General features: G+C 62.0%; 22 protein-coding genes, 1 tRNA gene and 1 pseudogene. 14 read left to right on the forward strand and 10 right to left on the reverse strand.

Going from position 1 to position 25,545, the window contains the following annotated elements; translation table 11 throughout:
- Positions 1-179: 179 nt before the first annotated feature.
- A complete protein-coding gene (locus JL2886_RS12725; protein WP_133245358.1) occupies positions 180-1,418 on the forward strand; it encodes an ATP-binding protein in 1,239 nt (412 codons plus the stop codon).
- A 48-nt stretch (positions 1,419-1,466) separates the two neighbouring features.
- On the opposite strand, the gene trpA is transcribed toward JL2886_RS12725, so the two are convergent.
- A complete protein-coding gene (gene trpA, locus JL2886_RS12730; protein ID WP_065272348.1) occupies positions 1,467-2,258 on the reverse strand; it encodes a tryptophan synthase subunit alpha in 792 nt (263 codons plus the stop codon).
- Positions 2,259-2,353: 95 nt separating this feature from the next.
- Positions 2,354-2,845: an acyloxyacyl hydrolase gene (locus tag JL2886_RS12735; RefSeq protein WP_082996165.1), complete on the reverse strand. Its 492-nt coding sequence runs from the start codon at positions 2,843-2,845 to the stop codon at positions 2,354-2,356.
- Between the two features lie 211 nt (positions 2,846-3,056).
- Between JL2886_RS12735 and ychF the strand changes: the two genes are divergently transcribed.
- The 4 genes and pseudogenes from ychF (at position 3,057) to JL2886_RS12755 (ending at position 6,356) form a co-directional block, all read left to right on the forward strand.
- Positions 3,057-4,154, forward strand: coding sequence for a redox-regulated ATPase YchF (gene ychF, locus JL2886_RS12740; RefSeq protein ID WP_065272349.1), 1,098 nt, complete (start codon positions 3,057-3,059; stop codon positions 4,152-4,154).
- A 211-nt stretch (positions 4,155-4,365) separates the two neighbouring features.
- Positions 4,366-4,455: transfer RNA gene (locus JL2886_RS12745), tRNA-Ser, on the forward strand.
- Positions 4,456-4,770: 315 nt separating this feature from the next.
- Positions 4,771-5,124 (forward strand): annotated as a pseudogene (locus tag JL2886_RS12750) (acyl-CoA dehydrogenase family protein); the annotation flags it as partial.
- Positions 5,125-5,144: 20 nt separating this feature from the next.
- On the forward strand, positions 5,145-6,356 hold the full coding sequence (locus tag JL2886_RS12755) for an acetyl-CoA C-acetyltransferase (protein ID WP_065272351.1): 1,212 nt from the start codon (positions 5,145-5,147) through the stop codon (positions 6,354-6,356).
- 138 nt (positions 6,357-6,494) lie between these two features.
- Here the strand turns inward: JL2886_RS12755 and JL2886_RS12760 are convergent, their stop codons facing one another.
- The gene (locus JL2886_RS12760) at positions 6,495-7,586 is read right to left on the reverse strand and encodes a Zn-dependent alcohol dehydrogenase (RefSeq protein WP_065272352.1); all 1,092 of its coding nucleotides are present in this window, start codon (positions 7,584-7,586) and stop codon (positions 6,495-6,497) included.
- Positions 7,587-7,783: 197 nt separating this feature from the next.
- Entirely contained in the window at positions 7,784-9,157 is a 1,374-nt protein-coding gene (locus JL2886_RS12765) for a hypothetical protein (protein WP_065272353.1), read from the reverse strand.
- 240 nt (positions 9,158-9,397) lie between these two features.
- Between JL2886_RS12765 and JL2886_RS12770 the strand changes: the two genes are divergently transcribed.
- The 3 genes from JL2886_RS12770 (at position 9,398) to JL2886_RS12780 (ending at position 12,397) form a co-directional block, all read left to right on the forward strand.
- Complete coding sequence (locus JL2886_RS12770; protein WP_065272354.1) at positions 9,398-9,862, forward strand: MarR family winged helix-turn-helix transcriptional regulator; 465 nt, start codon at positions 9,398-9,400, stop codon at positions 9,860-9,862.
- Between the two features lie 267 nt (positions 9,863-10,129).
- On the forward strand, positions 10,130-10,900 hold the full coding sequence (locus tag JL2886_RS12775) for an enoyl-CoA hydratase-related protein (RefSeq protein ID WP_065272355.1): 771 nt from the start codon (positions 10,130-10,132) through the stop codon (positions 10,898-10,900).
- A 3-nt stretch (positions 10,901-10,903) separates the two neighbouring features.
- Positions 10,904-12,397, forward strand: a complete 1,494-nt coding sequence (locus JL2886_RS12780) for a 3-hydroxyacyl-CoA dehydrogenase (protein WP_065272356.1) — start codon at positions 10,904-10,906, stop codon at positions 12,395-12,397.
- 35 nt (positions 12,398-12,432) lie between these two features.
- Here JL2886_RS12780 and JL2886_RS12785 read toward each other — a convergent pair whose 3' ends face one another.
- The 6 genes from JL2886_RS12785 to JL2886_RS12810 are packed head-to-tail and all read right to left on the reverse strand — an operon-like array spanning position 12,433 to position 19,569.
- Complete coding sequence (locus JL2886_RS12785) at positions 12,433-13,806, reverse strand: FAD-dependent oxidoreductase (protein ID WP_065272357.1); 1,374 nt, start codon at positions 13,804-13,806, stop codon at positions 12,433-12,435.
- Positions 13,793-14,653, reverse strand: coding sequence for an isocitrate lyase/PEP mutase family protein (locus JL2886_RS12790; protein ID WP_065272358.1), 861 nt, complete (start codon positions 14,651-14,653; stop codon positions 13,793-13,795). The genes JL2886_RS12785 and JL2886_RS12790 overlap by 14 nt, the downstream gene beginning before the upstream one ends.
- On the reverse strand, positions 14,650-15,252 hold the full coding sequence (locus JL2886_RS12795) for a cysteine hydrolase family protein (protein WP_065272359.1): 603 nt from the start codon (positions 15,250-15,252) through the stop codon (positions 14,650-14,652). Before JL2886_RS12795 ends, JL2886_RS12790 begins: the two co-directional genes overlap by 4 nt.
- A complete protein-coding gene (locus JL2886_RS12800; RefSeq protein ID WP_065272360.1) occupies positions 15,249-17,315 on the reverse strand; it encodes a hydantoinase/oxoprolinase family protein in 2,067 nt (688 codons plus the stop codon). The genes JL2886_RS12795 and JL2886_RS12800 overlap by 4 nt, the downstream gene beginning before the upstream one ends.
- Complete coding sequence (locus JL2886_RS12805) at positions 17,312-19,006, reverse strand: hydantoinase B/oxoprolinase family protein (RefSeq protein ID WP_065272361.1); 1,695 nt, start codon at positions 19,004-19,006, stop codon at positions 17,312-17,314. The genes JL2886_RS12800 and JL2886_RS12805 overlap by 4 nt, the downstream gene beginning before the upstream one ends.
- Entirely contained in the window at positions 19,003-19,569 is a 567-nt protein-coding gene (locus JL2886_RS12810) for a nuclear transport factor 2 family protein (RefSeq protein ID WP_065272362.1), read from the reverse strand. Before JL2886_RS12810 ends, JL2886_RS12805 begins: the two co-directional genes overlap by 4 nt.
- A 141-nt stretch (positions 19,570-19,710) precedes the next feature.
- On the opposite strand from JL2886_RS12810, the gene JL2886_RS12815 reads away from it, so the two are divergent.
- The 6 genes from JL2886_RS12815 (at position 19,711) to JL2886_RS12840 (ending at position 25,468) form a co-directional block, all read left to right on the forward strand.
- Positions 19,711-20,526 carry a GntR family transcriptional regulator gene (locus JL2886_RS12815; RefSeq protein ID WP_065272363.1) on the forward strand — a complete coding sequence of 272 codons (816 nt, stop codon included), beginning with the start codon at positions 19,711-19,713 and terminating at the stop codon, positions 20,524-20,526.
- Positions 20,523-21,920, forward strand: coding sequence for a 3-isopropylmalate dehydratase large subunit (leuC, locus tag JL2886_RS12820; RefSeq protein ID WP_065272364.1), 1,398 nt, complete (start codon positions 20,523-20,525; stop codon positions 21,918-21,920). The genes JL2886_RS12815 and leuC overlap by 4 nt, the downstream gene beginning before the upstream one ends.
- Entirely contained in the window at positions 21,917-22,507 is a 591-nt protein-coding gene (gene leuD, locus JL2886_RS12825; RefSeq protein WP_065272365.1) for a 3-isopropylmalate dehydratase small subunit, read from the forward strand. Before leuC ends, leuD begins: the two co-directional genes overlap by 4 nt.
- 82 nt (positions 22,508-22,589) lie before the next feature.
- Positions 22,590-23,588: a TRAP transporter substrate-binding protein DctP gene (gene dctP, locus JL2886_RS12830; RefSeq protein ID WP_065272366.1), complete on the forward strand. Its 999-nt coding sequence runs from the start codon at positions 22,590-22,592 to the stop codon at positions 23,586-23,588.
- A 66-nt stretch (positions 23,589-23,654) separates the two neighbouring features.
- Positions 23,655-24,161 (forward strand): TRAP transporter small permease, encoded by a 507-nt coding sequence (locus JL2886_RS12835; protein ID WP_065272367.1) that lies wholly within the window; start codon positions 23,655-23,657, stop codon positions 24,159-24,161.
- A complete protein-coding gene (locus JL2886_RS12840) occupies positions 24,161-25,468 on the forward strand; it encodes a TRAP transporter large permease (RefSeq protein ID WP_065272368.1) in 1,308 nt (435 codons plus the stop codon). The genes JL2886_RS12835 and JL2886_RS12840 overlap by 1 nt, the downstream gene beginning before the upstream one ends.
- Positions 25,469-25,545: the final 77 nt, after the last annotated feature.

Here is a 25,545-nt window from a genome sequence, read left to right on the forward strand (position 1 = left end):
TATTGTAGAAAACCTATAGGTTTCAAAACAAGACGTCGAAATCTTGCAGGGTAGCCGTATTTCTGGCGCCATTTGAGGCCGGCTCAGGGCGGTGTCTGTATGGGTTTGGGCGATTATTGAAACGTACGAACCGATTGAGGCATGTCATTTCGACAGTGAACCGCAATTCCGAACCCAGGTTGCCCGCAACAGCAACAACTGCCGATCTGCGCCTTGCACTTGAGCAGGAACGGGCCGCTCGGCAGGAGGCCGAAGCGGCCAACCAGGCCAAGTCGGCCTTCCTGGCAGTGATGAGCCATGAAATCAGGACGCCGTTGAACGGCGTTCTGGGCATGGCCGAGGTGCTGGCCGACAGCGGCATGCGCGAGGATCAGAAACAGGCGCTTGATACCATCGCTGACAGCGGCAATCTGTTGCTGACCATCGTCAATGACATTCTGGATCTCTCCAAGGTCGAAGCGGGTAAGCTTGAACTGGAGATGATGCCAACCTGCGTGACTGAGGTATTTCACTCCCTCTGCCGCCAGTTTCGCCCCCGGGTCGAAGCAAAGGGCCTGTCCTTTACCAGCGTGCTGAGCGGGCTGATGGCCCGCGAAGAGGTCTGGGCTGAACTGGATCCGACGCGGCTTACTCAGGTTTTGGGCAATCTTCTGGCCAATGCGCTGAAGTTCACTTCCGAAGGGGCCGTAACCTTTACCGTGCATGCGCGGGAGGTAACAAACGGCTGTGTGGCGCTGGATTTCAGAATCCGCGATACCGGCAGTGGCATCCACGCGGCGCAGCACAAGAAACTATTCAGTCCCTTTGCTCAGGCCGAGGTCAGCGTGAACCGGCTGCATGGCGGGACCGGGCTGGGGCTGGTGGTGGCGCAGCAGATCTGCCGGGAAATGGGCGGCGGGATCGATTTCACCAGTGCAGCCGGGGAGGGCAGCGAATTCCATGTCTCACTGGTGTTGCAAAGCACCGAACCCAGTGCGGAGGATCCGGCGCAGGACGAACTGGACTGGAGCAATGAGGTGTTGCAGCGTCACCGCTGGCGGGTTCTGGCGGCTGAGGACAATCTGACCAATCAACTGGTCCTGCGCCACCTGCTGAAGGAGTTCGATCTGGATCTGACCATTCTGCCGGATGGCGCCGAGCTCTGTGCGCTCTGGCGGGCGGGTGGCGCTGATCTGATCCTGATGGACGTGAACATGCCCGTTATGGACGGTGTTGCCGCAACCAGTGAGATCCGCCGCGCCGAACGTGAAGAGGGGTGTGCGCCGGTGCCGATCATTGCCATTTCGGCCAATGCGATGGCGCATCAGATCGAGGGCTATCTGGCGCAGGGCATGACGGCGCATGTGGCCAAACCAACCCGCAAATCCGACCTTGTTGCGGCAATGGCGCGCGCGCTTGCCGGGAGCAGCCTGCCCTGACCTACCTGATCCGCAAACGCGGATCAGGTTGTTGTTCTGAAGGAGGCGTCAGGCGGCGTGGGCGCCATCCGACAGCGATTTCACAAAGGCCAGAACTTCTTCCACCGGTTTTCCGGCTGCGATCTGGCTGACGATGGCGCTGCCGACTACGGCACCGTCCGAAATCGACGCGATATTGCGCGCCTTTTCCGGGGTATTGATGCCAAAGCCCACGATCACCGGCAGGTCGGTGGCGGCCTTGATGCGCGCCACCTCCGGTCCGACATCGCCTGCTTCTGCCTCGGCTGCGCCGGTGATGCCGGTGATGGAGACGTAATAGACAAAGCCCGAGGTGTTCTGCAGCACCCGCGGCAGGCGTTTGTCATCGGTGGTGGGCGTCGCAAGGCGAATGAAGTTCAGCCCGGCCGCTTGGGCGGGAATGCACAGCTCATCGTCTTCTTCCGGGGGCAGGTCGACCACGATCAGCCCGTCGATCCCGGCGGCCTTGGCGTCGGTCAGAAATTTATCGACGCCGCGGTTATAGATCGGGTTGTAATAGCCCATCAGCACGATCGGCGTGGTGTCGTCACCTTTGCGGAATTCCGCGGCCAGCTGCAGGGTACGTTCCAGGGTCATCCCGGCGTCCAGCGCCCGTTGCCCGGCCAACTGAATGGTGGGCCCATCCGCCATCGGATCGGTAAAGGGCAGGCCCAGTTCGATAATGTCGACCCCGGCGGCAGGCAGTCCCTTGACCACCTCCAGCGCGGTGTCGAAATCCGGATCTCCGGCCATGACATAGGAGACGAAAGCTTTCTTTCCGGCGGCCGAAAGCTCGGCGAATTTGGCGTCAATGCGGGTCATGATCGGGCCTTGTTTGTGATGTCCGCTCTGGTGTGCCGAATGTTCTGCCGGAAATCAATCCCAAGCCACATCAACCCTGCAGCACATGCCCCAGATCACAGCGGAAAATGCCAGCGCAGATGCAGGGAATTTACGCCGGGATTGATATCGGCGGTCGAAGCATTGGATTTATGCGACAGGGACAGCGACAGGGCGGTTCCGTTGGCAAAGCTGCGTCCGACGCCTGCCATGCTGCGGATCTCGAAGGTTGACCCCAGATCGTTCAGCGCCACGCTTTCGAAATAGGCGCCCGGCAGGACGCTGGCCTCGATGAACCAGGATTGGCCCAGATCCCATTTGCCCGCCACACCGGCGCCGATGAAGAGGTCTCCGGTCTCCTGCACGTCCAGGGCAGCACCGAAACGGGCGGAAAAGATGCCCTTTTCGTAAAACGCGTTGTGCCGGTAATCCAGCGACACAAGCGCGCTGTTTTCCGAACCGGGCCGGGAAAATTCGGAGTATCCGATCCCGACAGATAGTTCGCGGTCCTGCGCGGCGGCAGCGCCTGCGGACAAAAGGACGGCGGTCAGGGCAGCAATGTATTTCATCGTCTCACTCAGCATCAGGAGAATTGGGTGACCGGGACATGGGTATTGAAGTCCGTTTGCAACAGGAAAATCAAGACAATGATAGCGGCCGTGATATGGCGTGAACGGGGCGGCCGGGGCTGATGACAATGGTTGCTGCGGGACCATGACCGCTTGCGCCACCGCCCAATGCTGCCTAGAAGCGGCTCCCAAGTGGCATCAGGAGGCCGGTATGGGCTTTAAAATGGGAATCGTCGGTCTGCCCAATGTTGGTAAGTCGACATTGTTCAACGCATTGACGAAAACAGCCTCGGCGCAGGCAGCGAATTTTCCGTTCTGCACGATCGAGCCGAATGTGGGCGAGGTCGGGGTGCCCGATGCGCGCCTTGATAAGCTGGCAGCCGTCGCGGGATCGAAACAGATCATCCCGACACGGATGACATTCGTGGACATCGCCGGCCTCGTCAAAGGCGCCTCCAAGGGCGAAGGGCTGGGCAACCAATTCCTGGCCAATATCCGCGAAGTGGACGCCATCGCCCATGTGCTGCGCTGTTTCGAAGACGGCGATGTGACCCACGTCGAAGGGCGCGTCGATCCGGTGGCCGATGCTGAAACCATCGAAACCGAACTGATGCTGGCCGACCTGGAAAGCATCGAGAAACGCCGTGCGGGCCTCGTGCGCAAGCTGAAGGGCAATGACAAGGAGGCCCAGCAGCAGGATCGCCTTCTGGCCGACGCCCAGGCAATGCTGGAAGAGGGCAAACCCGCGCGCCTCGTCGAGGTTGACGCCGAAGATGCCAAGGCTTGGCGGATGCTGCAGCTGCTGACCACCAAACCGGTGCTTTATGTCTGCAACGTCGGCGAATCCGAATCCGTTGAAGGCAACGAATATTCGGCCAAAGTGGCAGAAATGGCAGCGGCACAGGGCAATGCCCATGTGATTATCTCGGCCCAGATCGAAGAGGAAATCAGCCAGCTGGATCCCGAAGAAGCAGAGATGTTCCTTGAGGAAATGGGCCTCAGCGAAGCTGGGCTCGACCGTCTGATCCGCGCGGGCTACGAGCTGCTGCATCTGGAAACCTATTTCACCGTCGGCCCGAAAGAGGCCCGCGCCTGGACCATCCGCGCGGGCACCTCGGCACCGCAGGCCGCAGGCGTCATCCACGGCGATTTCGAAAAAGGTTTCATCCGGGCAGAAACCATCGCCTATGAGGATTTCATCGCCAACAATGGCGAACAGGGCGCCAAGGAAGCCGGCAAGATGCGCGCCGAGGGCAAGGCCTATATCGTCAAGGATGGCGACGTGCTGCATTTCCTGTTTAACACCTGAACACCCGGTATGCCCACGAAGATCGCAGCGCCCGCCAGTATCCCTGGCGGGCGTTTTTCTGTGCACCTTTACTGACTGGCGTCTCAACCGCGGGCGGGGAGAAGCCATGAAAAACAGCGATTTCAAGGGGTTCTTGGATTTTCCAAGAAAATGCCCGTCGTTTCAAGAATGCCCTTGTATATCCGATAGTTGCTGGGCTATACGCGTCGACGGAGACGTGGCCGAGTGGTCGAAGGCGCTCCCCTGCTAAGGGAGTAGGCCCGGAAGGGTCTCGAGGGTTCGAATCCCTTCGTCTCCGCCATTACCCAAGAAATCATGGGAAACGGCGATTAGGGAAGCCTACCCGCCAGCATACCGCTAACAGGTTCACGCTTGGACACGACGTGAAGCAACGGCTTCGGCATGTGCGAAATCGTGAGAAATCTGGACCGGTCGTTCTGCGACTATGCTTTCGGAAGTTGGTCTTTAGCTGCTTTATATAGCTGTTCGGGTAGGTCTCGCCAGATTGATCTAACCCTGTCTGCCCGCAGAGGTTCAATCTGAAGGTAGCCATTGTGTCTCTGCATCTTCGGTTCCCTAAAGGGAGCCATATTGTGTTTTTGATGAGAGGTTTGGCGCAAAGAAGGTCTGCGGACTTGCGGAAAACCAGCTGGTGCAGGGGTTGCCTGGCGACAGTCAGGCCGAGCTGGCCGCTGCCCGCGCGCTGGTCCGGGATGCGGCGCGCACGTATGACGCAACCGGGGCTGCGGTGCTGGAAGCCTCTTGTGCCAAATACTTCTGCACTGAAATGGCGGGCCGGGTTGCAGACCGCGCGGTGCAGGTGCATGGCGGCGCCGGCTACATGGCCGAATACGCCATCGAAAGACTGTACCGAGACGCGCGGCTGCTGCGCATTTACGAAGGTACCAGCCAGATCCAGCAGATCATCATTGCCCGCAACATCGTGAAGGCCGCAAAAGACCGCATGTAAGCGGCAGGGAAGGAAAGAATATGTTTGAAGACGTCGTAATTTGCGAACCGGTCCGCACGCCGGTTGGCCGTTTCGGAGGCCAGTTCCGCGACCTGCACGCCCATGAGTTGGGCCGCATGGTGATCGAAGGCCTCTTGGCGCGCACCGACCTGCCGGGTGATCGCGTGGACGAGGTGATCTTCGCCCAATGCTACCCATCGATGGATGCGCCGGCGCTGGGCCGTGTGGTGGGGCTGGATGCCGGTCTGCCGATCAGCATTGGCGGCTATCAGATCGATCGCCGCTGCGGCTCTGGCCTGCAGGCGGTGATCAACGCAGTAATGCAGGTGGCGACCGGAGGGTCTTCGCTGGTGATCGCAGGCGGCGCCGAGTCGATGTCGAATGCGCCCTTCTATTCGACCAAGGGTCGCTGGGGCATCAAGGGCACCGCGATGGTGTTCGATGATGCGCTGGCGAAGGGACGTGTGACGGCAGGCGGGATCAACCACCCGGTGCCGGGGGGCATGCTGGAAACCGCCGAGAACCTGCGCCAAGAATACAATATCGGCCGCGAGGAACAGGATGCCTTTGCGGTGGAAAGCCATCGCCGCGCGGTGGCGGCGCAGGACGGCGGGCTGTTCGATGATGAAATCATTCCGGTGTCCGTCAAAAGCCGCAAGGGCGAAGAGACTTTCTCGAAGGATGAGCATCCGCGCCCCGAGGCCACGATGGAGAGCATGGCCAAGCTGCGCCCGATCCGGGGCGGTATCGACAGTCAGGCGACGGTCACGGCGGGCAATGCCTCTGGTCAGAACGACGGCGCCTCGGCGGCGATCATCACCACCCGCGCCATTGCGGAGGAACTGGGGCTCAAGGCCTATGCCCGGATCAAGTCCTGGGCCGTGGCCGGTGTCGGTCCCGAGGTCATGGGCATCGGCCCGGTGCCGTCGGTGGCCAAGGCGCTGGACCGTGCGGGTATGGCGCTGAAGGACATCGACCTGATCGAACTCAATGAAGCCTTCGCGGCGCAGGTTCTGGCCTGCACCCGTGAATGGCAATTCGCCGACAGCGATTTTGAGCGAATGAACGTCAATGGCTCGGGCATTTCGCTGGGGCACCCGGTGGGTGCGACCGGCGGACGGATCATGGCTGGGCTGCTGCGCGAGATGCACCGCCGCGATGCGCTGTATGGGGTTGAAACCATGTGCATCGGTGGCGGTCAGGGTCTGGCCGCGATCTTTGAAAAGGTCTGACCGGGCCGCGCTTTGCGCCTGATCTTAAAACGGACAGGGCCGCTCTGGCTGGAGCGGCCCTTTTTCGTGTGTGGAGTAGGTGACAGAAACGGCCGCCCCGATGTACTGGGACGGCCGCAGGGTCTGTCAGCCCGTTGGTCAGTCGTTGTTCAGCATGATCACGTTGCGCCGCGCGTTGCCGGCCATGGTGTCGGCAAAGGCCTCGTTCACCTGATCCAGCGTCCAGCGCCCGGTGATCAGCTCGTCCAGCTTCAGGCGGCCCTGCTGGTAGAGGTCCACGATCCAGGGAATGTCGCGCTTGATCACCACGTCGCCCATTTTCGAGCCGAGGATTTTCTGCCCCGCGTCCGCCATCACAAGCGGCGAATAGCTCGCGTTAGAGCCGAAATGCGGCATGCCGACCATGACGATCTTGCCGTTGTGGGCAAGGTAACGGGGCGCCTGATCATAGACCGCAGCGACACCGACCGTCACCAGCACCGCATCTGCGCCGCGCCCGTCCAGCAGCGCCTTCACCTCCTTGAAGGGTTTGCCTTCGGCCAGCACACCATGGGTGGCGCCAAAGGCTTTGGCGTCTTCCAGTTTGGCGGGGTTCATGTCGACCGCGACGATGCGGCGGGCGCCAGCGATACGGGCGCCCTGAATGGCATTGAGGCCGACACCGCCCGCGCCGATCACCACCACGTCGTCACCGGGGCGGACATTGGCGGTATTGATCGCGGCGCCGACGCCGGTGATCACGCCGCAGGAGATCAGCGAGGCCGCATCTTTCGGCATGTCGGCGGGGATCTTCACGATCTGGCTTTGATCCACGACCACCTTTTCGGCAAAGGCGCCGGTGAAAACCGCCTGCCAGACCGGGTCGCCTTCGGTCGTGGTGATCGGGCCCTCGGCCGGATCGCCCGGTTCTTCGCAGACGGTCGGATGGCCCTGGCCGCAGGACGGGCAGGTACCGCAGGAACGGATCAGGGTAACGGCCACGCTGTCGCCTTCGGCAAAACCTTTGACGCCCACGCCGACAGCGGTGACGATGCCAGCAGCCTCGTGCCCGAAGACCGCGGGAACGGCGCCGCCAAACCCCCCCTGCCACAGCGAGATGTCTGAATGGCAGACAGCCACGGCATCAATCTTCACCTCGACTTCACCCAGTTCGGGTGCGCGCAGTACCACCTCCTCGATCACAAGGGGCTCTCCGTGTTTGTGGCAAACGGCGGCTTTGACTTTGGTCATGGGAGGTCCTTTCGGTCTGTCGTGTCATGCGCGGGCAGCGCGGATTTCCGTATGTACATGAAGCTGTCGATTGCAGTGGCGCGCGGTCTTGGTTTGGATATCCGCGAAACGGAACATGCAAAGCTTCTCCTCTTTCGCAAATTTTAGGGTGCCATGGTGATTGTTAGCAATCTAATTAAACCACGTGACGCAACGGACTATGCAAAGATCAGCAGCGCAACGGTCAGGATCGACATGGCAAGCGTACCATATGCGAGGTTCCAGCGCAGACCGACGCGGGCGGGATCTTCATCGATCATGCGCGCCGACAAGCGGACCGAGGCCGAAAACGGCGTTACGTTCACCACGATGGACCAGATCGACACCATGGTAACCGCAACCGCGAGCGGGCTGATGGCCAATGGCGTCAGGTTCGGCAGCGTGCCCGCCAGGATGGTGACCGAGATGATCGGGCTGACGCCCACCATCGACAGCAGATAGGCGATCCAGCCCGCCAGCGCCAGAACCGCACCGCTGCCAAGTCCGAGGGCGACGATGGTCTGACCAAGGGCATTGGTGTCGATCAGCGGTAGCACCAGAACACCCAGAAAGGCCGAGGTTGTGAACAGGCCGATTTCGGAGCGCATGCTGGGCAATCCGGGGAGCAGCCCGGTCACGGTGGCTCGGGCGGTGCCGGTGAGCGCCGGAAGCGCGCCCTCATGCCAGCGCTGGATCGCCATCCAGCCAAGGGAGACCAGCGGCAAGCACAGAAGCAGCGCCTGAATGAGTGTAACGCCGAGTATTACGGAGACGCCCCAGGAAAACGACGGCACGAAGATTACCATCCCCATCAGGGGCAGCAATCCGGCAAGGGAGGGCGCCTCGGGCAGGCCCGGAAGCACCCGGCGCGGATAGCTCATCCGGTCGATCCCCCAGCCCAAAAGCAGCATCACCACCGCCAGCGGCAGTGAATAGATGACGATCTGCCCATAGGCGACGCTGGGAATGGCCGCAGTGATCAGTGCCATGGTGACGGTCATCGGCGACCACATCGGAAGCGAGGAAAACCCGCGCATCATGGCCAGCGTCATGCGGCGGCGGCGGATGCCCGCGATGCGCTTTTGCTCGTCGGTTTCGCCGGGAGATACACCCTTGGCGATCATTGTCCCCAAGAGGCCGATGGTCGAGAAATTCAAGAGGATGCCAAATACCGCCGCGCCGAAGGTCAGGACCAGATAGCGGCGGCCCGGGCGCTGGTTCACCAGGATCTCGCCCGAGCGCAGGATCAGCGGTGAGCTGTTCGCGGCGAACTGAAGGAAGCTGAGCGAGGTGAGGAAAAAGGCGAAGAACGCGGCCCGGTCGATGGCAGTGGAGGCGCGGGCAAGATTAAAGGTGCCTTGGCTGACCTCATAAAGCGGCAGCGCGATGCACAGTGAAAGGAGGATTAAAGCGACTTTGGACAGGCCGCGCAGCTCCAGCGCCAGAAAGCCCAGGATCCCCACGAGCTCCATCAGCCGCAGAGCGGGCGCATCGGTAAAGATTTCACCGATGGCCCCGATGCTGACAAGAAGAAGAAAAGCGGATGACAGCATTATTGGGCGCTGTATCGTGACGGCGAGGTTTGCTTGGCCATCTTGTCAGAACTCCTCAGAGCTGTGCGGGTTAGAGTGGTGCAGCTCCGTGCGAGAGCTGCCTCCGCCGGTTGCGGAAGCAGAGCCAAAGCCTTTTGCTTAGGGTATTTATCTTGCAAATAATAATCAAGCTAATTACCTTTTTTGCCAAGCGGTCGCGCGGGCGGGCGGGGGGAGATTGGCGAAGTATGGGGCGGCAGTATGACCAAAAGCGATAAGGCAACCACGGCTCGCAATGAAGGGGTCTCGGGCCCGGTGTTTCAGGATATCGCGCGGTTTCGCGGCATTCTGTTTGACGGGTTATTGCGGCCGCACGACATCACCATGGCGCAGGGTTGGGCGGTGCTCAGCCTCATGCGAGAGGCTGGTCAGCGGCAGGCGGATCTTGCGGCCAAGCTGGACATCGGGCCAGTGACCACTTCCAAACTGATCGACCGGTTGGAGGCACGCGGCTTTGTTGAACGGCGCGCCGATCCCGGCGACCGGCGGTCGAAACGGATCTTTGCAACAGACAAGGCGCACCAGCTGATGGATATCATGACCGAGACGCAGCGCCAGGTGGATACCATCGCCAATACAGGGATCGAACCGGAAGAGCTGGTCACCGCCATGAAGGTGCTGGCGAAGATGCGGCAGAACCTCAAGGCGTCGATGACGCGGGATTGAGGCGGGTCAGGATCTGGTCTTTAGGCTGGGCTCAACCCGGGCAATGCACGGGCTCCGCTGGCCGCGGCTCCTTCCACCGTACAAGTCGATTGCCCCGACCGCCTGTGACGCGTGCCTTCGCCTCGGACCTTCTTGGGACGGGACGAATTTGCAATTAATTACCAGGCTAATTGTTTGCCAAGTATCTATTCGGCCTTATAAGGGCGCTAACGCGCCCGGTCCGGTGCAGACCGGACCGGCATCCTTTGCAATGCGACGGGAGAAAACATGTCTTTGGTGCTCATCGAACGCCCCGGTGACCGGGTTGGTGTGATCCGGCTCAACCGCCCCGAACGGCGCAACGCGCTGTCGACCGAATTTCGGGCGGAAATCGCCAAGGCGGTGACTGAACTGGACGCCGACCCCGGGATCCGGTGCATCGTGATGACGGGCGATGAAAAGGCCTTTGCCGCCGGGGCGGATCTGGCCGAGCTGGCCGAGGTCCGGCCGATGCAGGAGGTCTTCGACCGTCTGGGTGCTGTCAAACGCGCGCTTGAAGCGTCGAATACCCCCGTCATCGCAGCGGTGCGTGGCATGGCGCTGGGCGGCGGCTGTGAGATGGCGATGATGTGCGACATCATCATTGCAGGCGACACCGCCAAATTCGGCCAGCCGGAAATCAAGGTGGGCATCATGCCCGGCGCCGGAGGCACCCAGAAGATCCTGCGCACGGCAGGCAAGGCCAAGGCGCTGCGTTACATTCTGACAGGCGATCTGTTCCCGGCGGATGTGGCGTTGGACCTGGGCATCGTCTCAGAAGTGGTGCCGGATGCCGAGGTGATGGACACGTCGCTTGCCATGGCCAAGAGGATCGCCGCCCAGCCTGCCAAGGCGGTGCAGGCGATCCGTGACGCGGTGCGCGAGGGGGCGAATACGCCGCTGGATACCGCGCTCATGCTGGAGAACCGCCTGTTCCAGATGCTGTTTTCCACTGACGATCAAAAAGAGGGAATGCGCGCCTTTCTTGAAAAACGCGCCCCTGAGTTCAAAGGACAATAAGTGATGGTTTATGCATTCGACGATATCAAAAAGGTTGGCGTGATCGGCGCCGGGCTCATGGGGGCGGGCATCGCGCAGGTGCTGGCGACCGTGGGCTATGACGTGGTGCTGAACGACATGAACGCCGAGGCGCTGGCCAAGGCGAAGACCGATATCGAAGGCCGCATCGACCGTATGGTCGAAAAGGGCAAGCTGGAGGCGGACGCCGCCGCTGCGGCCAAGGGGCGGCTGACCACCTCTGGCGATCTGACATCCCTTGCGGATACGCAGATGGTGATCGAAGCCATCATCGAACGGCTCGACATCAAACAGAGCCTGTTTGCCGAACTTGAAGGCATCGTCAGCGCGGACTGCATTCTTGCGTCGAACACCTCCTCGCTCTCCATCGCATCGATTGCGAAGAACTGCGAAAACCGCGCCCGCGTGGTGGGCATGCACTTCTTCAACCCGGTGCCGCTGATGAAGCTGGTCGAGGTGATCGGCGGCGCGGCCACCGATGCGGGAGTTGTCGATGCGACCTATGAAATGGGCAAGGCGATGGGCAAGGAGCCGGTGATCGCCAAGGATGGACCCGGCTTCATCGTGAACCTGGGTGGGCGGGCCTATTACACCGAAGGTCTGCATATCGAGGCCGAAGGCGTCGCCCCGCCTGAGCAGATCGACCGCATCATGAAGATGGCAGGCGGCTTCCGGATGGGCCCGTTCGAGTTGATGGATCTCACCGGCATCGACACCAACTTCCCGGTCTCGACCTTCATCTTCAACGGCTACCATAGCGATGCGCGCCTGCGCACCACGCCGCGCCATGGTTATATGGTTGAAGCGGGGCTGCTGGGGCGCAAGGTGGGGCGCGGTTTCTACGACTACGCGCAGGACCTGCCCAAGCTGCCGACCCCGCCCGAAGCCGGACCAAAGACCCCGCTGACCGCAGTTCTGCCGGAACGCTCGGATGCCTTTGCGCCGCTGGTGGAAAAGGGCCTCAGCGCGGCTGAGGATGACGGCAAGGCGCCGATCCTGGTCAGCCCGCTTGGCGAGGATTGCACCAGCACCGTTGCCCGCCTTGGCCTTGACCCCAAACGAACCGTTGCAGTGGACCTGAGCGCGGTCGAACGCGGGATCGTTACCGTGATGACCGCCCCTGGCGGCTCGGATGTGCTGGAGGCGGTGACCACCTGGCTGGCGGGCGCGGGCCTGCATGTCGAGGTCATCAAGGACAGCCCCGGCTTTGTTGCACCGCGTATCATTTCGATGATCGTGAACCTGTGCTGCGAGATGGCGCAGATCGGCGTCGGCAGCCCCGAGGATCTGGGCAAGGCTATGACCATGGGACTCAACTACCCGTTCAACCCGCTGGAGTATGGCGACAAGGTCGGCGCAGACCGGGTGCTGTCGATCATGGAAGGGCTGCAATCCACGACAGGGTCGGAACGCTACCGCCCCAGCCTCTGGCTGAAACGCCGCGCGCTTCTGGGTCTGTCGCTCAGCACCGCGGACTGACAGGCGCGAATACTGCGAACGACGGGCGCGCTGGATCAGGCGCGCCCGGCAAGATACCCCAAAGTCACCGCCGCCAGCAGCCCGTTGCCCGATAGATAACCGCTGTCGCCGGTGCCCGAAACGCCGCAGGCCGCGCCGCCCACGGCATGAAGGTTGTCAAAACTTCCACCCGCCGCGCGGCGCACCCGGGTCGTTGCGGGATCGACCTCTAGCCCGCCTTGGGTATGGAACAGCGCGCCGGTGACCTTCACCGCGTGATAGGTTGGGCGCAGTGGCGGGGTCTGCCCGCTCCAGAGTCTGCCAAAGGCGTCCGTGCCCTCGTTGGGTATATCGCCAATGGTATTGGCCAGCGCATCTGCGGGCAGGCCAGCCGCCTTGGCAAGCTCTGCAATGCTTTCACCGGCTAGCACCGCGCCTTGCTTTTCTGCGTTCTTGAAATCCTCGAACTGCCGCGCCACGGCGGCGATGCGACTGTCGAACACCACCCAGGCGGTGCCGCCCGGCTGCGCCAGTACGGCGCGGGCTGCCTCGGAATAGCCCTGCGCCTCGTTCCAGAACCGTTTGCCCTGGCAATTCACCTGCATGCCGCCTTCGGTGATGGTGGCCCAGGTAATCAGGATGCCATGCGGATGCGCGACATTACCGTGCCCCTGATAGGCGCCCAGATGGGCGGTCGCTGCGCCCAGAGCCTGCCCCCAGGCCACGGCCTCGCCGCGGTTGCCGTCATGGCCGAACCAGACCGCATTGTCGATCTCTGCCATATGGGTGGAGACCATGGTGCGATTGCCACCAAAGCCGTTGCAGGCGAGGATCAGCCGCGCGCAGCCGATGGTTTCTGTACTGTCATCGGGCAGCTGCAACTGGGCGCCAAAGATGCGGTTTTCCTTCGAATAGAGTCTGATTGCGCGGCGATTGCAGATCAGCGGCACATCCAGCGTTTCGATCCGGGCGCGCAGGGCGTCGATCAGTTCCTGCCCGGAACGGGTCGGCAGCCCGTGCATGCGGCGGCGGCTGTGGCCGGGGTAGTCAAAGTCGGTGACCAGTGAAAACGGCAACCCGTGATCGCGGGCCAGCCATTCGATCACCGGCGCCGCCGTGCTGGCCATGCTGGCGACCAGATCCGGATCGTTTTCATCATGGGCCTTGGCCTGAATGTCCTGCGCAAACCGCTCTGCGTTGTCCTGGATGCCTGCCTCGGTCTGAAACTGCGTGCCCGCAGCGGGGATCAGACCGGCGCTGAGCGCGGTGGAACCCGATGGTACGGCGTCGGCCTCGACCAGCAGAACTTCCTGTCCTGCCTCATGGGCGGCCAGGGCGGCCACCATCCCCGCAGCGCCCGCCCCGATGATCAGGGTTTCGACCGTCAGGTCAAAGGATGCGGGTGGTTCAGCGACATCAGGACTTGCCATCGAACCGCTTTCCAAGGGCCAGCATTCCAGGTGTTCCAATGGCCGCGTTCAGCCCGTCGAAATCGTGCATCCGGTCGGAAAATGGCTTGTTAGAGCCTGATTCTTTCAGGCTGGCATAGTAATTCTGCGCGGTCATCGCCAAGGCGCGAACGATGCCACCGGGGAAGATCACGATGTCGAAGCCCATGTCCTGAAGGGTCGTGGCCGAGGAAATCGGCGTGGCTCCGCCTTCGACCATATTCGCCAGCAGCGGCACCTTGCCTTTGAAGGTCGCCGCGATCTTTGCCAGCTCGTCACTGTCGCGCGGGGCCTCGATGAACAGCACGTCGGCGCCTGCCTCGATGTAGCTACCGGCCCGGTCGATGGCGGCATCAAATCCTTCGACGGCGATGGCATCGGTGCGGGCAATGATCAGCGTGTCCTGACGGCGGGCATCGGCCATGGCGGCGATCTTGCCCGACATCTCGGTCTTGGAGATCAGCGATTTGTCGGACAGGTGGCCGCATCTTTTGGGATAGCTCTGGTCTTCGACCTGAAGGGCGGCAGCACCTGCACGTTCATAGCTTTGCATGGTGCGCCGTGCATTGAGCGCGTTGCCAAAGCCGGTGTCGGCATCCATGATCACCGGCAGGTCGGTGCGATCCGCGATCAACGCCATGGTATCTGCCATCTCCGAGGCGGTGGTGAGACCGATATCGGGGCGGCCAAGGCGGGTGTAGGCCACCGCGGCCCCCGACAGGTATAGGGCCTCGAACCCGGCATCGGTGGCCAGCGCGGCCGTCAGGCCATCGTAGACACCGGGGGCCAGCAGGATCTCGGGCGAGGTCAGGCGCTTGCGCAGGCTCATGACGTGCCTCCCAGCAGTGTCACTGCCTCGGCGCAGGTCATGATCTCCGTCACCGAGCCGAGAGATTTCAGAGTGGCCTCGTGCACGTCGTCCTTGAAGGCCGCGCAGCCATCCGACAGCAGGATAGTGTGGATATCGCGCAGGTGGGCATCGCGGACGGTGCTGGCAACGCCGCCATTGGTGACGATACCGCCGATGATCAGCGAGTCGATCTTCATCGCCCGCAGGATATATTCAAGACGGGTCTGATATAGTGCCGAATAGGCCACCTTTTCCACCGTGAAATCGGCCGGAGCCAGAGTATCGACAAGGCTGTGCCCAAAGCTGCCCGGTTCAAAATCGCCCTTGGTCAGAAAGGGGCGCAGCTTTTTCAGGTGTGGCGAGATCAGCGGCTCCCGACCACGACCCGGCACCAGCGTGAACTGGGCCGAGATATAACTCCCCCCGGCCTTGGTCAGTGCGGTTTTCACCGGCGCGATCCGGTTCGGAAGGGCCTTGATGCTGTCGGCGCCCTGACCCGCACGGCCATAGGCACCCTCGGGGTGCAAAAAGTCGTTTTGCAGGTCAATTGTCAGCAGGGCAGTGGAGGAGGGGGTCATGCGCTGGCCCTTTCGATCAGTGTATTGCCGTAGGCGTCGACTTTGCCGACGAGCCCGGGTTCGATCAAGACGGTGGTGTCGGGCTGCTCCAGAATGGCCGGACCCGCGATTTCGGCGCCGACGGGCAGGGCCAGCCGGTCATAGAGGCTGGTTTCGTGCCAGATGCCGTCGAAATGCACCTGCCGGGTGCCCCGGAAGGCCTGCTCGGTACTGCCGCCCTTGGGTGCTAGCGTTGCCAGATCGAACCGCGGACGGCGGCCTGTGATGGCCGAGCGCAGGTTGATCACCCGCCGGGTGCCGTTTTCCAGAAGTCGACCGTAGGTGGCGCGATAGGCCGCATCAAAGGCATCGGCGATCTGCGCCTCGGTCGGCGGTGTCACGACGCCGTTTTCAACGGTGACCGGCAGGGTGACGGGCACCGTGTGGGTCTGCCCGAGATAGGCCATATCAAGGGTGAATTCGGTGTCGCGCCGCTCGAAATGGGTGCGCGCTGCGTCCAGTGTGGCCAGCCCGCTGTCGACGTGGCTTTGCATGAACCCGGTCAGGCTTTGCAGGTCGATACCGGCCAGGACCGAATTGATAGTCTGCACGAAATCTTGCCGCATATCGGCGATCACGCAGCCCATCGCCGAGGTCACGCCGGGATAGCGCGGTACGATGGCGCGGGCGAGACCGACCTCGGCCAGCATGGCGCCCGAATGCAGCGCGCCGCCACCGCCAAAAGGCATGAAGGCAAAACGTTCGGGATCAAAGCCGCGCTCGATAGAGACCAGTCTGAGCGCTCCGGCCATACGGCTATTGGCAACGCGCAGGATCGCCTCGGCGGCTTGCAGTGCATCCATGCCCAGCGGACGCCCGACGTGTTCCAGGATCGCAGCCTTGGCGGCCTCGACATCCAGCCGGTCCAGCTTACCGCCGATGGGATTGTCGGGATCGATGCGGCCCAGAACGACATTGGCATCGGTCACGGTGGGGCGGGTGTTGCCCTGACCATAGGCCACTGGGCCGGGAGTGGAGCCGGCGCTTTCCGGTCCGATGTTCAGCAGGCCACCCTTGTCGACCCAGGCAATCGAGCCGCCGCCCGCGCCGATAGTGGTGATTTCGATCATCGGGGAGCGGACCACCATGCCGAAATCGATCGAGGTTTGCGGCGACAGCATGGATGTGCCCTTGGCGATCAGGCTGACATCAAAGGAGGTGCCGCCCATGTCGCCGGTGATGACATCTGGAAATCCGGCCGCTTCGGCAATGTATCCGGCTGCGATGACACCGGCCGCCGGGCCGGACAGAGCAGTGCGGACCGGCAGTTTTGCCGCCGTGTCCACATCCATCACGCCGCCATTGGACTGGACGATCATGAATTCCCCGGCGAACCCGCCTTCCTTCAGCGCGGTTTCGAGCCGCGCCAGATAACCCGAGACTTCGGGTTGCAGATAGGCATTGAGCGCGGTCGTGGAAAAACGTTCGAATTCCCGGATTTCTGGCAGGATCTCCGAAGATGCCGAAACATGCGCATTGGGCCACATCTCGCGCACGGCAGAAACGGCGGCGCGTTCGTTTTCGCCATTGGCATAGCTGTTGGCAAAGAGGATCGCGCAGGCAAGGCAGCCTTCGTCGATCAGTTGCTGAGCTGCGGTGCGCACCGCGTCCAGATCGACCGGCGTGCGCACGGTGCCATCGGCCAGTGTGCGCTCCGGCACCTCCAGCCGCAGGGCGCGGTCCACCACCGGAGTGAAGTTCCCCCGCAGACCCCAGGTGCGCGGGCGATCGCGGCGGCGCATCTCCAGAACGTCACGTAGGCCCATTGTGGTTATCACCCCGATCCGGGCGCCCTTACGCTCGAGCAGCGCATTGGTGCCTGCGGTGGTTCCGTGCACCACCACCGAGACGGTCGAAAGATCATCGACGCGGGAATTGATCCCGGAGAGGAAGCCGCCGGATTGGTCCGGGCGCGTGGTGGGTACCTTGGCGACTTCGGCGGTGCCGGTGGCTTCGTCCAGAACGAAGATATCGGTGAAGGTGCCGCCGACATCGACGCCGATCATGCGGTTGCTGCTGGTCATTGGGTCACCTCTTTCCAGGCCGGGCCATAGGTTTCGGTCGCTGCGTCAGGGCTCATCAACCCGCCTGCCACATCGCGGGCGACATCGGCTGCCGGGCGCTGTGACGCCGGGCCGTAGCCGCCGCCGCCTGGGGTATCGAGCCGCACTGACTGGCCGCGCTCCAGCTTGATTCCAACCATTTTCGAGGCCATCGGCGGGTGATGCCAGCCATCTGCCTGCTCGTAGGAAAAGACATTGAGCGCAGCATCGCCGCCGCCAGCCGCGCCCTTGGGCGCAAAGCGGCCACGTTCACCGAAGAGGAAGGCGGTGGCGCTTTCCTCCAGTACTTCAATTTCATAGGTCGCGCCCATGCCGCCCCGATGCATGCCGGGGCCTGCGCTGTCTGGGCGCAGGGCCCATTGCTTGAACATCACCGGATAGGCTGCCTCAAGGATTTCCATCGGCGGGATTGTCGCGGTCGAAATTGGCGCATTGCCGTGATTCAGCCCGTCGCCTTCGATGGAGCCGCCATGGCCGCCGCCGTAAAAGCTGAACATGACCCAGGGCTGACCATTGGCGCGTTTGCCGGAAATCGACAGGGCGTTGATGGTGCCATAGGCATTGGCGACGACGCGATCCGGCGCCGCCTGTGAGGCCGCGGCAAAGATCACGTCAACCATGCGCAGGATCGTTTCGGTGTAGCCGCCGACCGGCGCCGGGAAGGGCGCAGACAGCAGCGATCCATCGGGGATCTTCACCTCGATCGGGCGCATTACGCCAGAGTTCGCAGGCAGGGACGGGAAGATATGCTTGATCGCCACATAGGCGGTTGCGACCGCCGTCGGCAGTGCAATGTTCACCGGGCCTGCGCAGCGGTCTGCCGTTCCTGTGAAATCCAGCGTCATCCGGTCATCATTGATCTCCAGCGCGACTTTGATTGCCAGCGGCGTATCGGTGATGCCATCATTGTCGAGGAAATCCTCGGCCTCCCAGCGACCGTCGGGCAGTTCACTCAGCTCCGAACGCATCAGCGCTTCGGCACGGTCCTGCAAGGCATCAAGGGCCGCGCGCACGGTTTCGGCGCCATATTCGGCCAGCAATTCATCAAGACGTTTCACGCCCAGATCCAGCGCTCCCAGCTGACCGTTCAGATCGCCCTGCGCCGATTGCGGCAGACGGGTGTTGCGCATCAGAATGTCGGTGATGTCGGTTTGGATCTTGCCTGCCTTGGCCAGCCGGACCGGCGGCAGGACAAAGGCCTCCTGAAAGGCATCGGTGGCAGCGGGGTTGTAGTTGCCCGGCACCGCGCCGCCCACATCGTGCCAATGTCCGACCGAGGCGAGATAGCAGAACAGTTTGCCATCGTGGAAATAGGGCCGCACTAGCCGCATGTCGCTGAGGTGGGTGCCGCCCAGATGCGCATCGTTGAAAATATAGATGTCGCCGTCTTCCAGGTCGCCGTTTTCGGCGGCCTTTTCGATGACGGCCTTCACCGCAAAGGACATCACCCCGACAAAGATTGGCAGGCCGGATTTGCCCTGTACCAGAGTGTCGCCCGACACCGCGTGATAGAGGCCGTGCGATGCGTCATGGGCCTCGGCGATGATTGGGTTGAAGGCGGCGCGAAACAGAGTGGCATCCATTTCATCCGCGATTTGCTCCATCCGTCCGGCCAGCACGGCCAGCGTGATCGGGTCTATCTCTTTGGTCATGGGTTTGCCTTTGTTTCAGCGATATCGTTCCAGACGTCCTGCCGGGTGAGACGCCCGTCCACCACTTCGAAGCGGTCGATGAACCGGATGCCGCTGAAGGGGGTGCCATCCGGCCATTCGCCCGACAGGGTGCCGCGGCAATAGACAACGGCGGCGTCCTGCGGCGATTGCAGCGCTTCGAAGCCCTCGTATGTCTTGGTGACGAAATTGTATCGGGGCTTTGCCCATTCGATCAGCTCTTCCAGCGTCGTCATCGGGGCGGTGCCGGGGAACGTCATGGAGAAGCCGGGAGCCAGCAGCGCCCGGGCCGTGTCTATCTCTCGCGCTTCCATCGCGGTCAGGTAGTTGCGCACCAGAGATACCGGATCGGGCAGGGCGGGGGCGGGGCTGCGATGCGCGCCACCGCGCATGTAGCCCGCAGGATCCAGCTCATGAATCATAACGGTGACGGCCTCGGGCGGGGCGGGCACGACGATTCGCACCGCGTTGGTCAGCGCCGCGCACAGCCGCGTTTTCTCGTCTGCGCTATATCCCTGCATCACGTGGAGTTCGATGACGGGCATGAAGTCTCCTTTTCTAAATTGGTATCTTTTGTAATACAGATTAATTGCTGCGCATAGGTCAAATATTTTGAACATCTGTGAATAGATTTGTTGCTTTTGAAAAAACCATTGCTAGGCTTGAGAGGCAGTGAAAGGAGAAATATGGGACAGAATCTGGCATCTTCCGCAAGCAAAGGTCTGCCTGAAGGGGGCAAGGCGCAGCGTGTCTTTTTGCATCTGCATCAAGAGATTACCCGTGGTGTCTACGCGCCGGGGAGCGTGCTGCCGGGTGAGCAGAAGCTGGCCGCGACTCTGGGCGTGTCCCGTGTCACTGTGCGTCGGGCGCTAGATGTGCTGGAGAAGGACGGGCTGGTTGAGCGCCGTGTCGGATCCGGCACAACGGTCTGCGCGCAGAAGTCCAGTCCTTCGATGGCGGCGGACTTCAGTACCCTGATGCCGCAGTTGGTTGAAATGGGGCAGAACACCACTGCACGGCTGCTCTCCTTCAGCTATGGCGCTGCGCCCGGCGGCGTTGCCGAGGCGCTGGGCCTTGGGGCTCAGGTACGGGTTCAAACAGCGGTACGCCTGCGTCTGGTTGAAAATGAACCTTTCTCCCATCTGACCACATGGGTGCCGGAAGAAATCGCGCAGAATTACACAGAGGCTGAACTGGCCACGACGCCACTGTTCCGCCTTCTGGAGCGCTCGGGCGTCAAAGTCGATTCCGCCCATCAGACGGTCAGCGCGACGCTGGCCTCTCCGGAAGTTGCCGAAACGCTGGGTGTTCGGATCGGCGCGCCGCTCTTGTCCCTCGACCGGGTTGTGCGCGACGAGGAAGGCCGCGGGGTCGAATACCTTGCCGCGCTCTACCGGCCTGACATGTTCCGGCTTGAGATGTCGCTGAACCACGTCGGCGTGGGCGAAACCCGCCATTGGGAGCCGGTGATCAATCCGGCCCGCAAAGAGGCAGCCGAATGACTGCCCCGCAGACCCTGTTCGACAAGCTCTGGGCTGCGCATGAGATCATGCGACGCGACGATGGCATGTCCCTCCTGTGGGTGGACCGGCATCTGGTGCACGAAGGCTCGCACCACGCCTTTGCCAAGCTGGCGCAGCGGGGCCTGAAAGTGGCCGAACCTGATCTGACCTTTGCGGTGGTCGATCACTATGCGCCAACACGACCGGGCGCTGTCGCGCCCGATATCCGCCGGATGATCGACACTCTGGGCCAGAATGCACGGGCACAGGGCCTCCGGCTGTTCGATCTGCACGATCCGGGGCAGGGCATTGTGCATGTGCTTGGTCCCGAGCAGGGGCTGACGCTGCCTGGACTACTGATCAACTGCGGGGATAGCCATACCTCCACTCACGGGGCGCTTGGGGCTTTGGCCTTTGGCGTCGGGGCGACCGAAGTCGCCCATATTCTGGCAACCCAAACGATCTGGCAGCGTCGGCCCAAGACCATGCGGATTTCGGTCAATGGCGCCCTTGGCGCTGGTGTCACGGCCAAGGATCTTGCACTGCACTGGATCGCCGAACTGGGCGCGGATGGCGCCAGGGGTCACGCAATCGAATACGCGGGCAGCGCGGTTGAGGCGTTGAGCATCGAAGGTCGCCTGACCCTGTGCAATCTCAGCATCGAGGGTGGTGCCCGGCTGGGTCTGATCGCGCCGGATCAGATCACTTTCGACTATCTGAAAGGGCGCAATTTCGCCCCGAAGGGTGCCGCCTGGGAGGCTGCTCTGGCGGATTGGCAGAAGCTCTACAGCGATGCGGAGGCCATCTTCGATCAGGAGGTTGCAATCGAAGCCGCAGAGATCGCCCCGACGGTGACCTGGGGTACTTCTCCGGAAGAGGCGCTGCCGATCACTGGCCGTGTACCGCGCCCGGCAGACCTGCCCGGAGGAAAGCAGGGTCAGGCGCGTGCGACGCTCGATTACATGGGCCTTGAAGCAGGGATGCCGCTTGAGGACATCGCGGTTGATCAGGTGTTCATCGGCTCCTGCACCAATGGCCGGATCGAGGATCTGCGCCTCGCGGCCAAGGTTCTGGCGGGACGCCAGGCCAAGGTGCCCGGTCTGGTGTCGCCGGGGTCCGCCGTTGTCAAGAAACAGGCCGAGGCTGAAGGGCTGGCGCAGATCTTTACCGATGCGGGCCTGGAATGGGCCGATGCCGGCTGTTCCATGTGTGTGGGCATGAATGGTGATCTGGTCGAGGCAGGCAAACGCTGCGCCTCCTCCACCAACCGGAATTTCCGCGGGCGGCAAGGACGCGGCGCGCGGACCCATCTGATGAGTCCCGCCATGGTCGCCGCCGCCGCCGTTACCGGACATCTTGCCGATGTGCGCCCGCTGCTGGAGGGCCGGTCATGAGCGGGTGGAGCAAGATCGAAGGCCGGGCGGTGGCGCTGGCGCAGGAGAATGTGGACACGGACCAGCTGATCCCGGCGCGGTTCATGTCGGCGCCGCGCAGCGAGGGGTATGGCCAATTTCTGCTGCACGATGCGCGTCAGGATGACGACGTGCATGTGCTGAACCTGCATCCCGGCGCCTCGGTGCTCGTGACGCGGCGCAATTTCGGCAGCGGTTCCAGCCGCGAGGCTGCCGTTTATGCGCTGGTGGATTTCGGGATCAAGGCAGTCTTCGCCCCCAGTTTTGGCGACATCTTTTCTGGCAACGCCGTCAACAACGGCCTGCTGCCCGCACGCCTGCCAGAAGAACAGATCGAGGCGCTGATCAGCGCTATCGGCAGCAATGATGTGGCGGCCACCGTCGATCTGGCTGCTGGCCGTGCCAGCATCGCCGGGCAGGAGGTCTCTTTCGAGATTGACCCCGTCTGGCAGCAAAAACTGGTCAACGGTTGGGACGACATCGACCTGACCGCTCAGCACCAAGAACGGATTTCAACGTTTCGGGCGGCCCGTGCTTCTCAGCACCCATGGGCTTGGCCCGCGACGTAAGACGGCAACGGGCCCCGCTGGGGGCCGGGGCCACAACCAAAGGGGCGTCACAAGGCACCCCATCACCAGGGAGAAAGACAAAATGAAGCACAGTATGATTGGTGCAGTCCTTGTCACCACGGCGATGACCTCGGCTGCCTTTGCCGAAGACACGCTGACCGCCGTACACGCCTTTCCGGAATCGCTGATCTACACCAAATCCTTCCTTGAATTCGTCGACAAGGTGAACGCGGCGGGTGAAGGTGTCGTCAATATCGAGGTCCGTGGCGGCCCCGAGGCCATCGGCATGTTCCAGCAGCCGGACGCCGTGCGTTCGGGCGTTGTGGACATGGTCTACACACCGGGCAGCTTCTACGCCGGCGCCCTGCCGGAAAAAGACGCGCTTGTGACCTCAAACCTGACGGCGGTAGAAACCCGCGCCAATGGCGGTCTGGAACTGATTGACCAGATCCACCAGGAAAAGATGGGCGTCAAATACCTCGGCTGGTTCGACTCGGGAGTCTGCTACAACCTGTGGACCCGCAATGAGCCGAAGCTGGACGCCGACGGCAACCTTGATGTGTCCGGTCTGAAACTGCGCGGCAATGCGGTCTACAACGCATTCTTCACCGAATATCTGGGCGCGCAGGTGATCGACCTGCCTACCACCGAAGTCTATTCGGCGCTGGAGCGTGGCGTGGTGGATGCGACCGGTTGGACCCAGATCGGCCTGATCGATCTGAAGTGGAACGAATTCCTGAACTACCGGATCGAACCCTGCTTCTTCTCGACCGACCTTGGCACCATCGTGAATCTCGACAAGTGGAACAGCCTGTCCGAGGAATCGCGCAAGATCCTGCAGGATGTCGCAATCGCCCACGAGGCGGAAAGCGCCGCCAAACTGGGTGCCCTGCGCGACGCGGATTTCGCGGCCCTTGAAGAGGCCGGCATGAAAGTCGTGACCTTGGAAGGTGACGCCGCCGACGCCTATCTGGCGGCCGCCACGCAGAAAACCTGGGACCGCATGAAGGGCCTGATGGCCGACAGCCCCCAGGGAGACGGCAACTACGACAAGCTGATCGAGCTGTTCTACGACAAGTAAACAGCCACGGGACGGCACGCCGGATCGCGGGTCCGGCGTGCCGTCTGCCTTTGGAAAGGATGAGAAATGGCAATGGTCGGAAAGCTCTATCAAGGCTTCCTATATGCGATGGCGGGCATCGCGGGGTTCATGCTGGTCTGGCTGATGATTTCGGTCACCCTGTCCGTGGTGATGCGCAATGCTGGGCTTCAGCCCTTTGCCTGGCTTTTCACCTCATCCGAATACGCCATTTTGTACATGACCATGATGGGCGCCCCCTGGTTGGTGCGGGAAAAGGGCCATGTGCATATCGAACTGATCACCGCTGCATTGCCCGCAGAGGTGCGCCGGGTGGTCAGCCGTCTTGTGGCCGCGCTTTGTGTTCTGGTGTCGGTGATCCTGGCCTGGAAGGGCGCAGAGCTGTTTCTGGGCAATATCGCGCGCAACGATCTGGACGTGCGCGCCTACTACTTTCCGAAATGGATCCTGACGATCGCCTTTCCGGTCAGCTTTGGACTGATGGCGATTGAATTTTCCCGTTTCGTATTTGGCAGCGACCTGATGCATTCGGGCGAAGCGGGGATACACGAATAATGGAATGGTTTGAATCACTGGCCCTGCTGCTGGGCTCGATCCTGGTTCTGATGGCCATCGGCATGCCGGTCGCTCTTGCCTTTCTGGCGGCCAATATCGTCGGGGCCTGGTTTTTCATGGGCGGGGCCAAGGGGATCACGCTGCTGCTCAACAACGGGTTTGGCGGGCTGACGAACTATGCGCTGGTGCCGATCCCGCTGTTCCTGCTGATGGGAGAGGTCTTCTTTCACACTGGCCTTGGGGCACGGATGTTCAATGCCATCGACAGGCTTCTGGGTAAGCTGCCCGGGCGGTTGTCTTATGTGACTGTGCTGGGCGGGACAGCGTTTTCGACGCTGTCCGGCTCCTCCATGGGCTCGACCGCGCTGCTGGGCAGCCTAATGGTGCCCGAGATGACCAGCCGCGGATACAAGAAGCACATGTCGATCGGGCCAATCCTGGGCACCGGTGGTCTGGCGATCATCATTCCGCCCTCTGCTTTGGCGGTGCTGCTGGCGACGCTCGCCCGCATCGACGTCGGCGCGCTGCTGATCGCGGGGATCCTGCCGGGGCTGGTGTTGGCCAGCTTTTATATCTGTGTCATCTATCTGCAGACCCGCATCGACCCGACCGCTGCCCCTGCCTATGAGGTTGAGACGCTCACCATCGGTGAAAAGGCGCGGCTGCTGTTCGGAGACGTCCTGCCCATGCTGTCGGTCATGGTTCTGATCGTCATCGGCATGGTTGGTGGGCTGATCACCCCGTCCGAGGCCGCCGCCTTTGGCGCGCTTGGGGTCCTGATCCTTGCCATTCTGTTTCGCTGTCTCAGCTGGGAGGCGATGAAGAAGTCCGTCGTCGGCGCGCTGCGAGTGACGCTGATGGCCTATCTGATCGTGTTCGGCTCAGCCACTTTCAGCCAGCTGCTGGCCTTTTCCGGTGCCTCCAGCGGGCTGATCCGCTGGGCGACTTCCTTTGATCTGGCGCCGGTTGCGATGCTGTTGGTGATGTTCTGTGTGCTGCTGCTGCTGGGCATGTTCATGGAGCAGATCTCGATGATGCTGCTGACCGTGCCGATCTTCTTTCCGCTGGCGGCCTCGCTGGGGTTCGATCCGATATGGTTCGGTTTGATCATCCTGCTGGCGTTGGAGATCAGCTTCACCACGCCACCCTTCGGACTGTTGCTTTTCGTGATGAAAGGGGTGGCGCCCAAGGATACCACGATGCGCGACATCTACATGTCCGCCTTTCCCTATATGGCCTGCTCGATGCTGCTGGTCGCCTTGCTGATCCTGTTTCCTCAGCTGGCGCTGTGGCTGCCGGGGCTGTGACTGCTTTGCCAAAGCACGGAAAGCCATGGGGCAAATTGCTGTGAGCATCGGATCGTAGAAATGGAAACGCTGCCAGC

It is taken from the genome of Phaeobacter gallaeciensis, assembly GCF_001678945.1.
GTDB classification, from domain to species: Bacteria; Pseudomonadota; Alphaproteobacteria; order Rhodobacterales; family Rhodobacteraceae; genus Phycobacter; species Phycobacter gallaeciensis_A.

Coding starts and splice junctions, on each gene's coding strand:
- JL2886_RS12815 (WP_065272363.1), top strand. CDS start 19,711: ATGGGACAGAATCTGGCATCTTCCGCAAGCAAAGGTCTGCCTGAAGGG.
- trpA (WP_065272348.1), bottom strand. CDS start 2,258: ATGACCCGCATTGACGCCAAATTCGCCGAGCTTTCGGCCGCCGGAAAG.
- JL2886_RS12785 (WP_065272357.1), bottom strand. CDS start 13,806: ATGGCAAGTCCTGATGTCGCTGAACCACCCGCATCCTTTGACCTGACG.
- JL2886_RS12755 (WP_065272351.1), top strand. CDS start 5,145: ATGTTTGAAGACGTCGTAATTTGCGAACCGGTCCGCACGCCGGTTGGC.
- leuD (WP_065272365.1), top strand. CDS start 21,917: ATGAGCGGGTGGAGCAAGATCGAAGGCCGGGCGGTGGCGCTGGCGCAG.
- leuC (WP_065272364.1), top strand. CDS start 20,523: ATGACTGCCCCGCAGACCCTGTTCGACAAGCTCTGGGCTGCGCATGAG.
- JL2886_RS12835 (WP_065272367.1), top strand. CDS start 23,655: ATGGCAATGGTCGGAAAGCTCTATCAAGGCTTCCTATATGCGATGGCG.
- JL2886_RS12735 (WP_082996165.1), bottom strand. CDS start 2,845: ATGAAATACATTGCTGCCCTGACCGCCGTCCTTTTGTCCGCAGGCGCT.
- JL2886_RS12765 (WP_065272353.1), bottom strand. CDS start 9,157: ATGCTGTCATCCGCTTTTCTTCTTCTTGTCAGCATCGGGGCCATCGGT.
- JL2886_RS12810 (WP_065272362.1), bottom strand. CDS start 19,569: ATGCCCGTCATCGAACTCCACGTGATGCAGGGATATAGCGCAGACGAG.
- JL2886_RS12770 (WP_065272354.1), top strand. CDS start 9,398: ATGACCAAAAGCGATAAGGCAACCACGGCTCGCAATGAAGGGGTCTCG.
- JL2886_RS12780 (WP_065272356.1), top strand. CDS start 10,904: ATGGTTTATGCATTCGACGATATCAAAAAGGTTGGCGTGATCGGCGCC.
- JL2886_RS12775 (WP_065272355.1), top strand. CDS start 10,130: ATGTCTTTGGTGCTCATCGAACGCCCCGGTGACCGGGTTGGTGTGATC.
- JL2886_RS12760 (WP_065272352.1), bottom strand. CDS start 7,586: ATGACCAAAGTCAAAGCCGCCGTTTGCCACAAACACGGAGAGCCCCTT.
- ychF (WP_065272349.1), top strand. CDS start 3,057: ATGGGCTTTAAAATGGGAATCGTCGGTCTGCCCAATGTTGGTAAGTCG.
- JL2886_RS12790 (WP_065272358.1), bottom strand. CDS start 14,653: ATGAGCCTGCGCAAGCGCCTGACCTCGCCCGAGATCCTGCTGGCCCCC.
- JL2886_RS12840 (WP_065272368.1), top strand. CDS start 24,161: ATGGAATGGTTTGAATCACTGGCCCTGCTGCTGGGCTCGATCCTGGTT.
- JL2886_RS12795 (WP_065272359.1), bottom strand. CDS start 15,252: ATGACCCCCTCCTCCACTGCCCTGCTGACAATTGACCTGCAAAACGAC.
- JL2886_RS12800 (WP_065272360.1), bottom strand. CDS start 17,315: ATGACCAGCAGCAACCGCATGATCGGCGTCGATGTCGGCGGCACCTTC.
- dctP (WP_065272366.1), top strand. CDS start 22,590: ATGAAGCACAGTATGATTGGTGCAGTCCTTGTCACCACGGCGATGACC.
- JL2886_RS12805 (WP_065272361.1), bottom strand. CDS start 19,006: ATGACCAAAGAGATAGACCCGATCACGCTGGCCGTGCTGGCCGGACGG.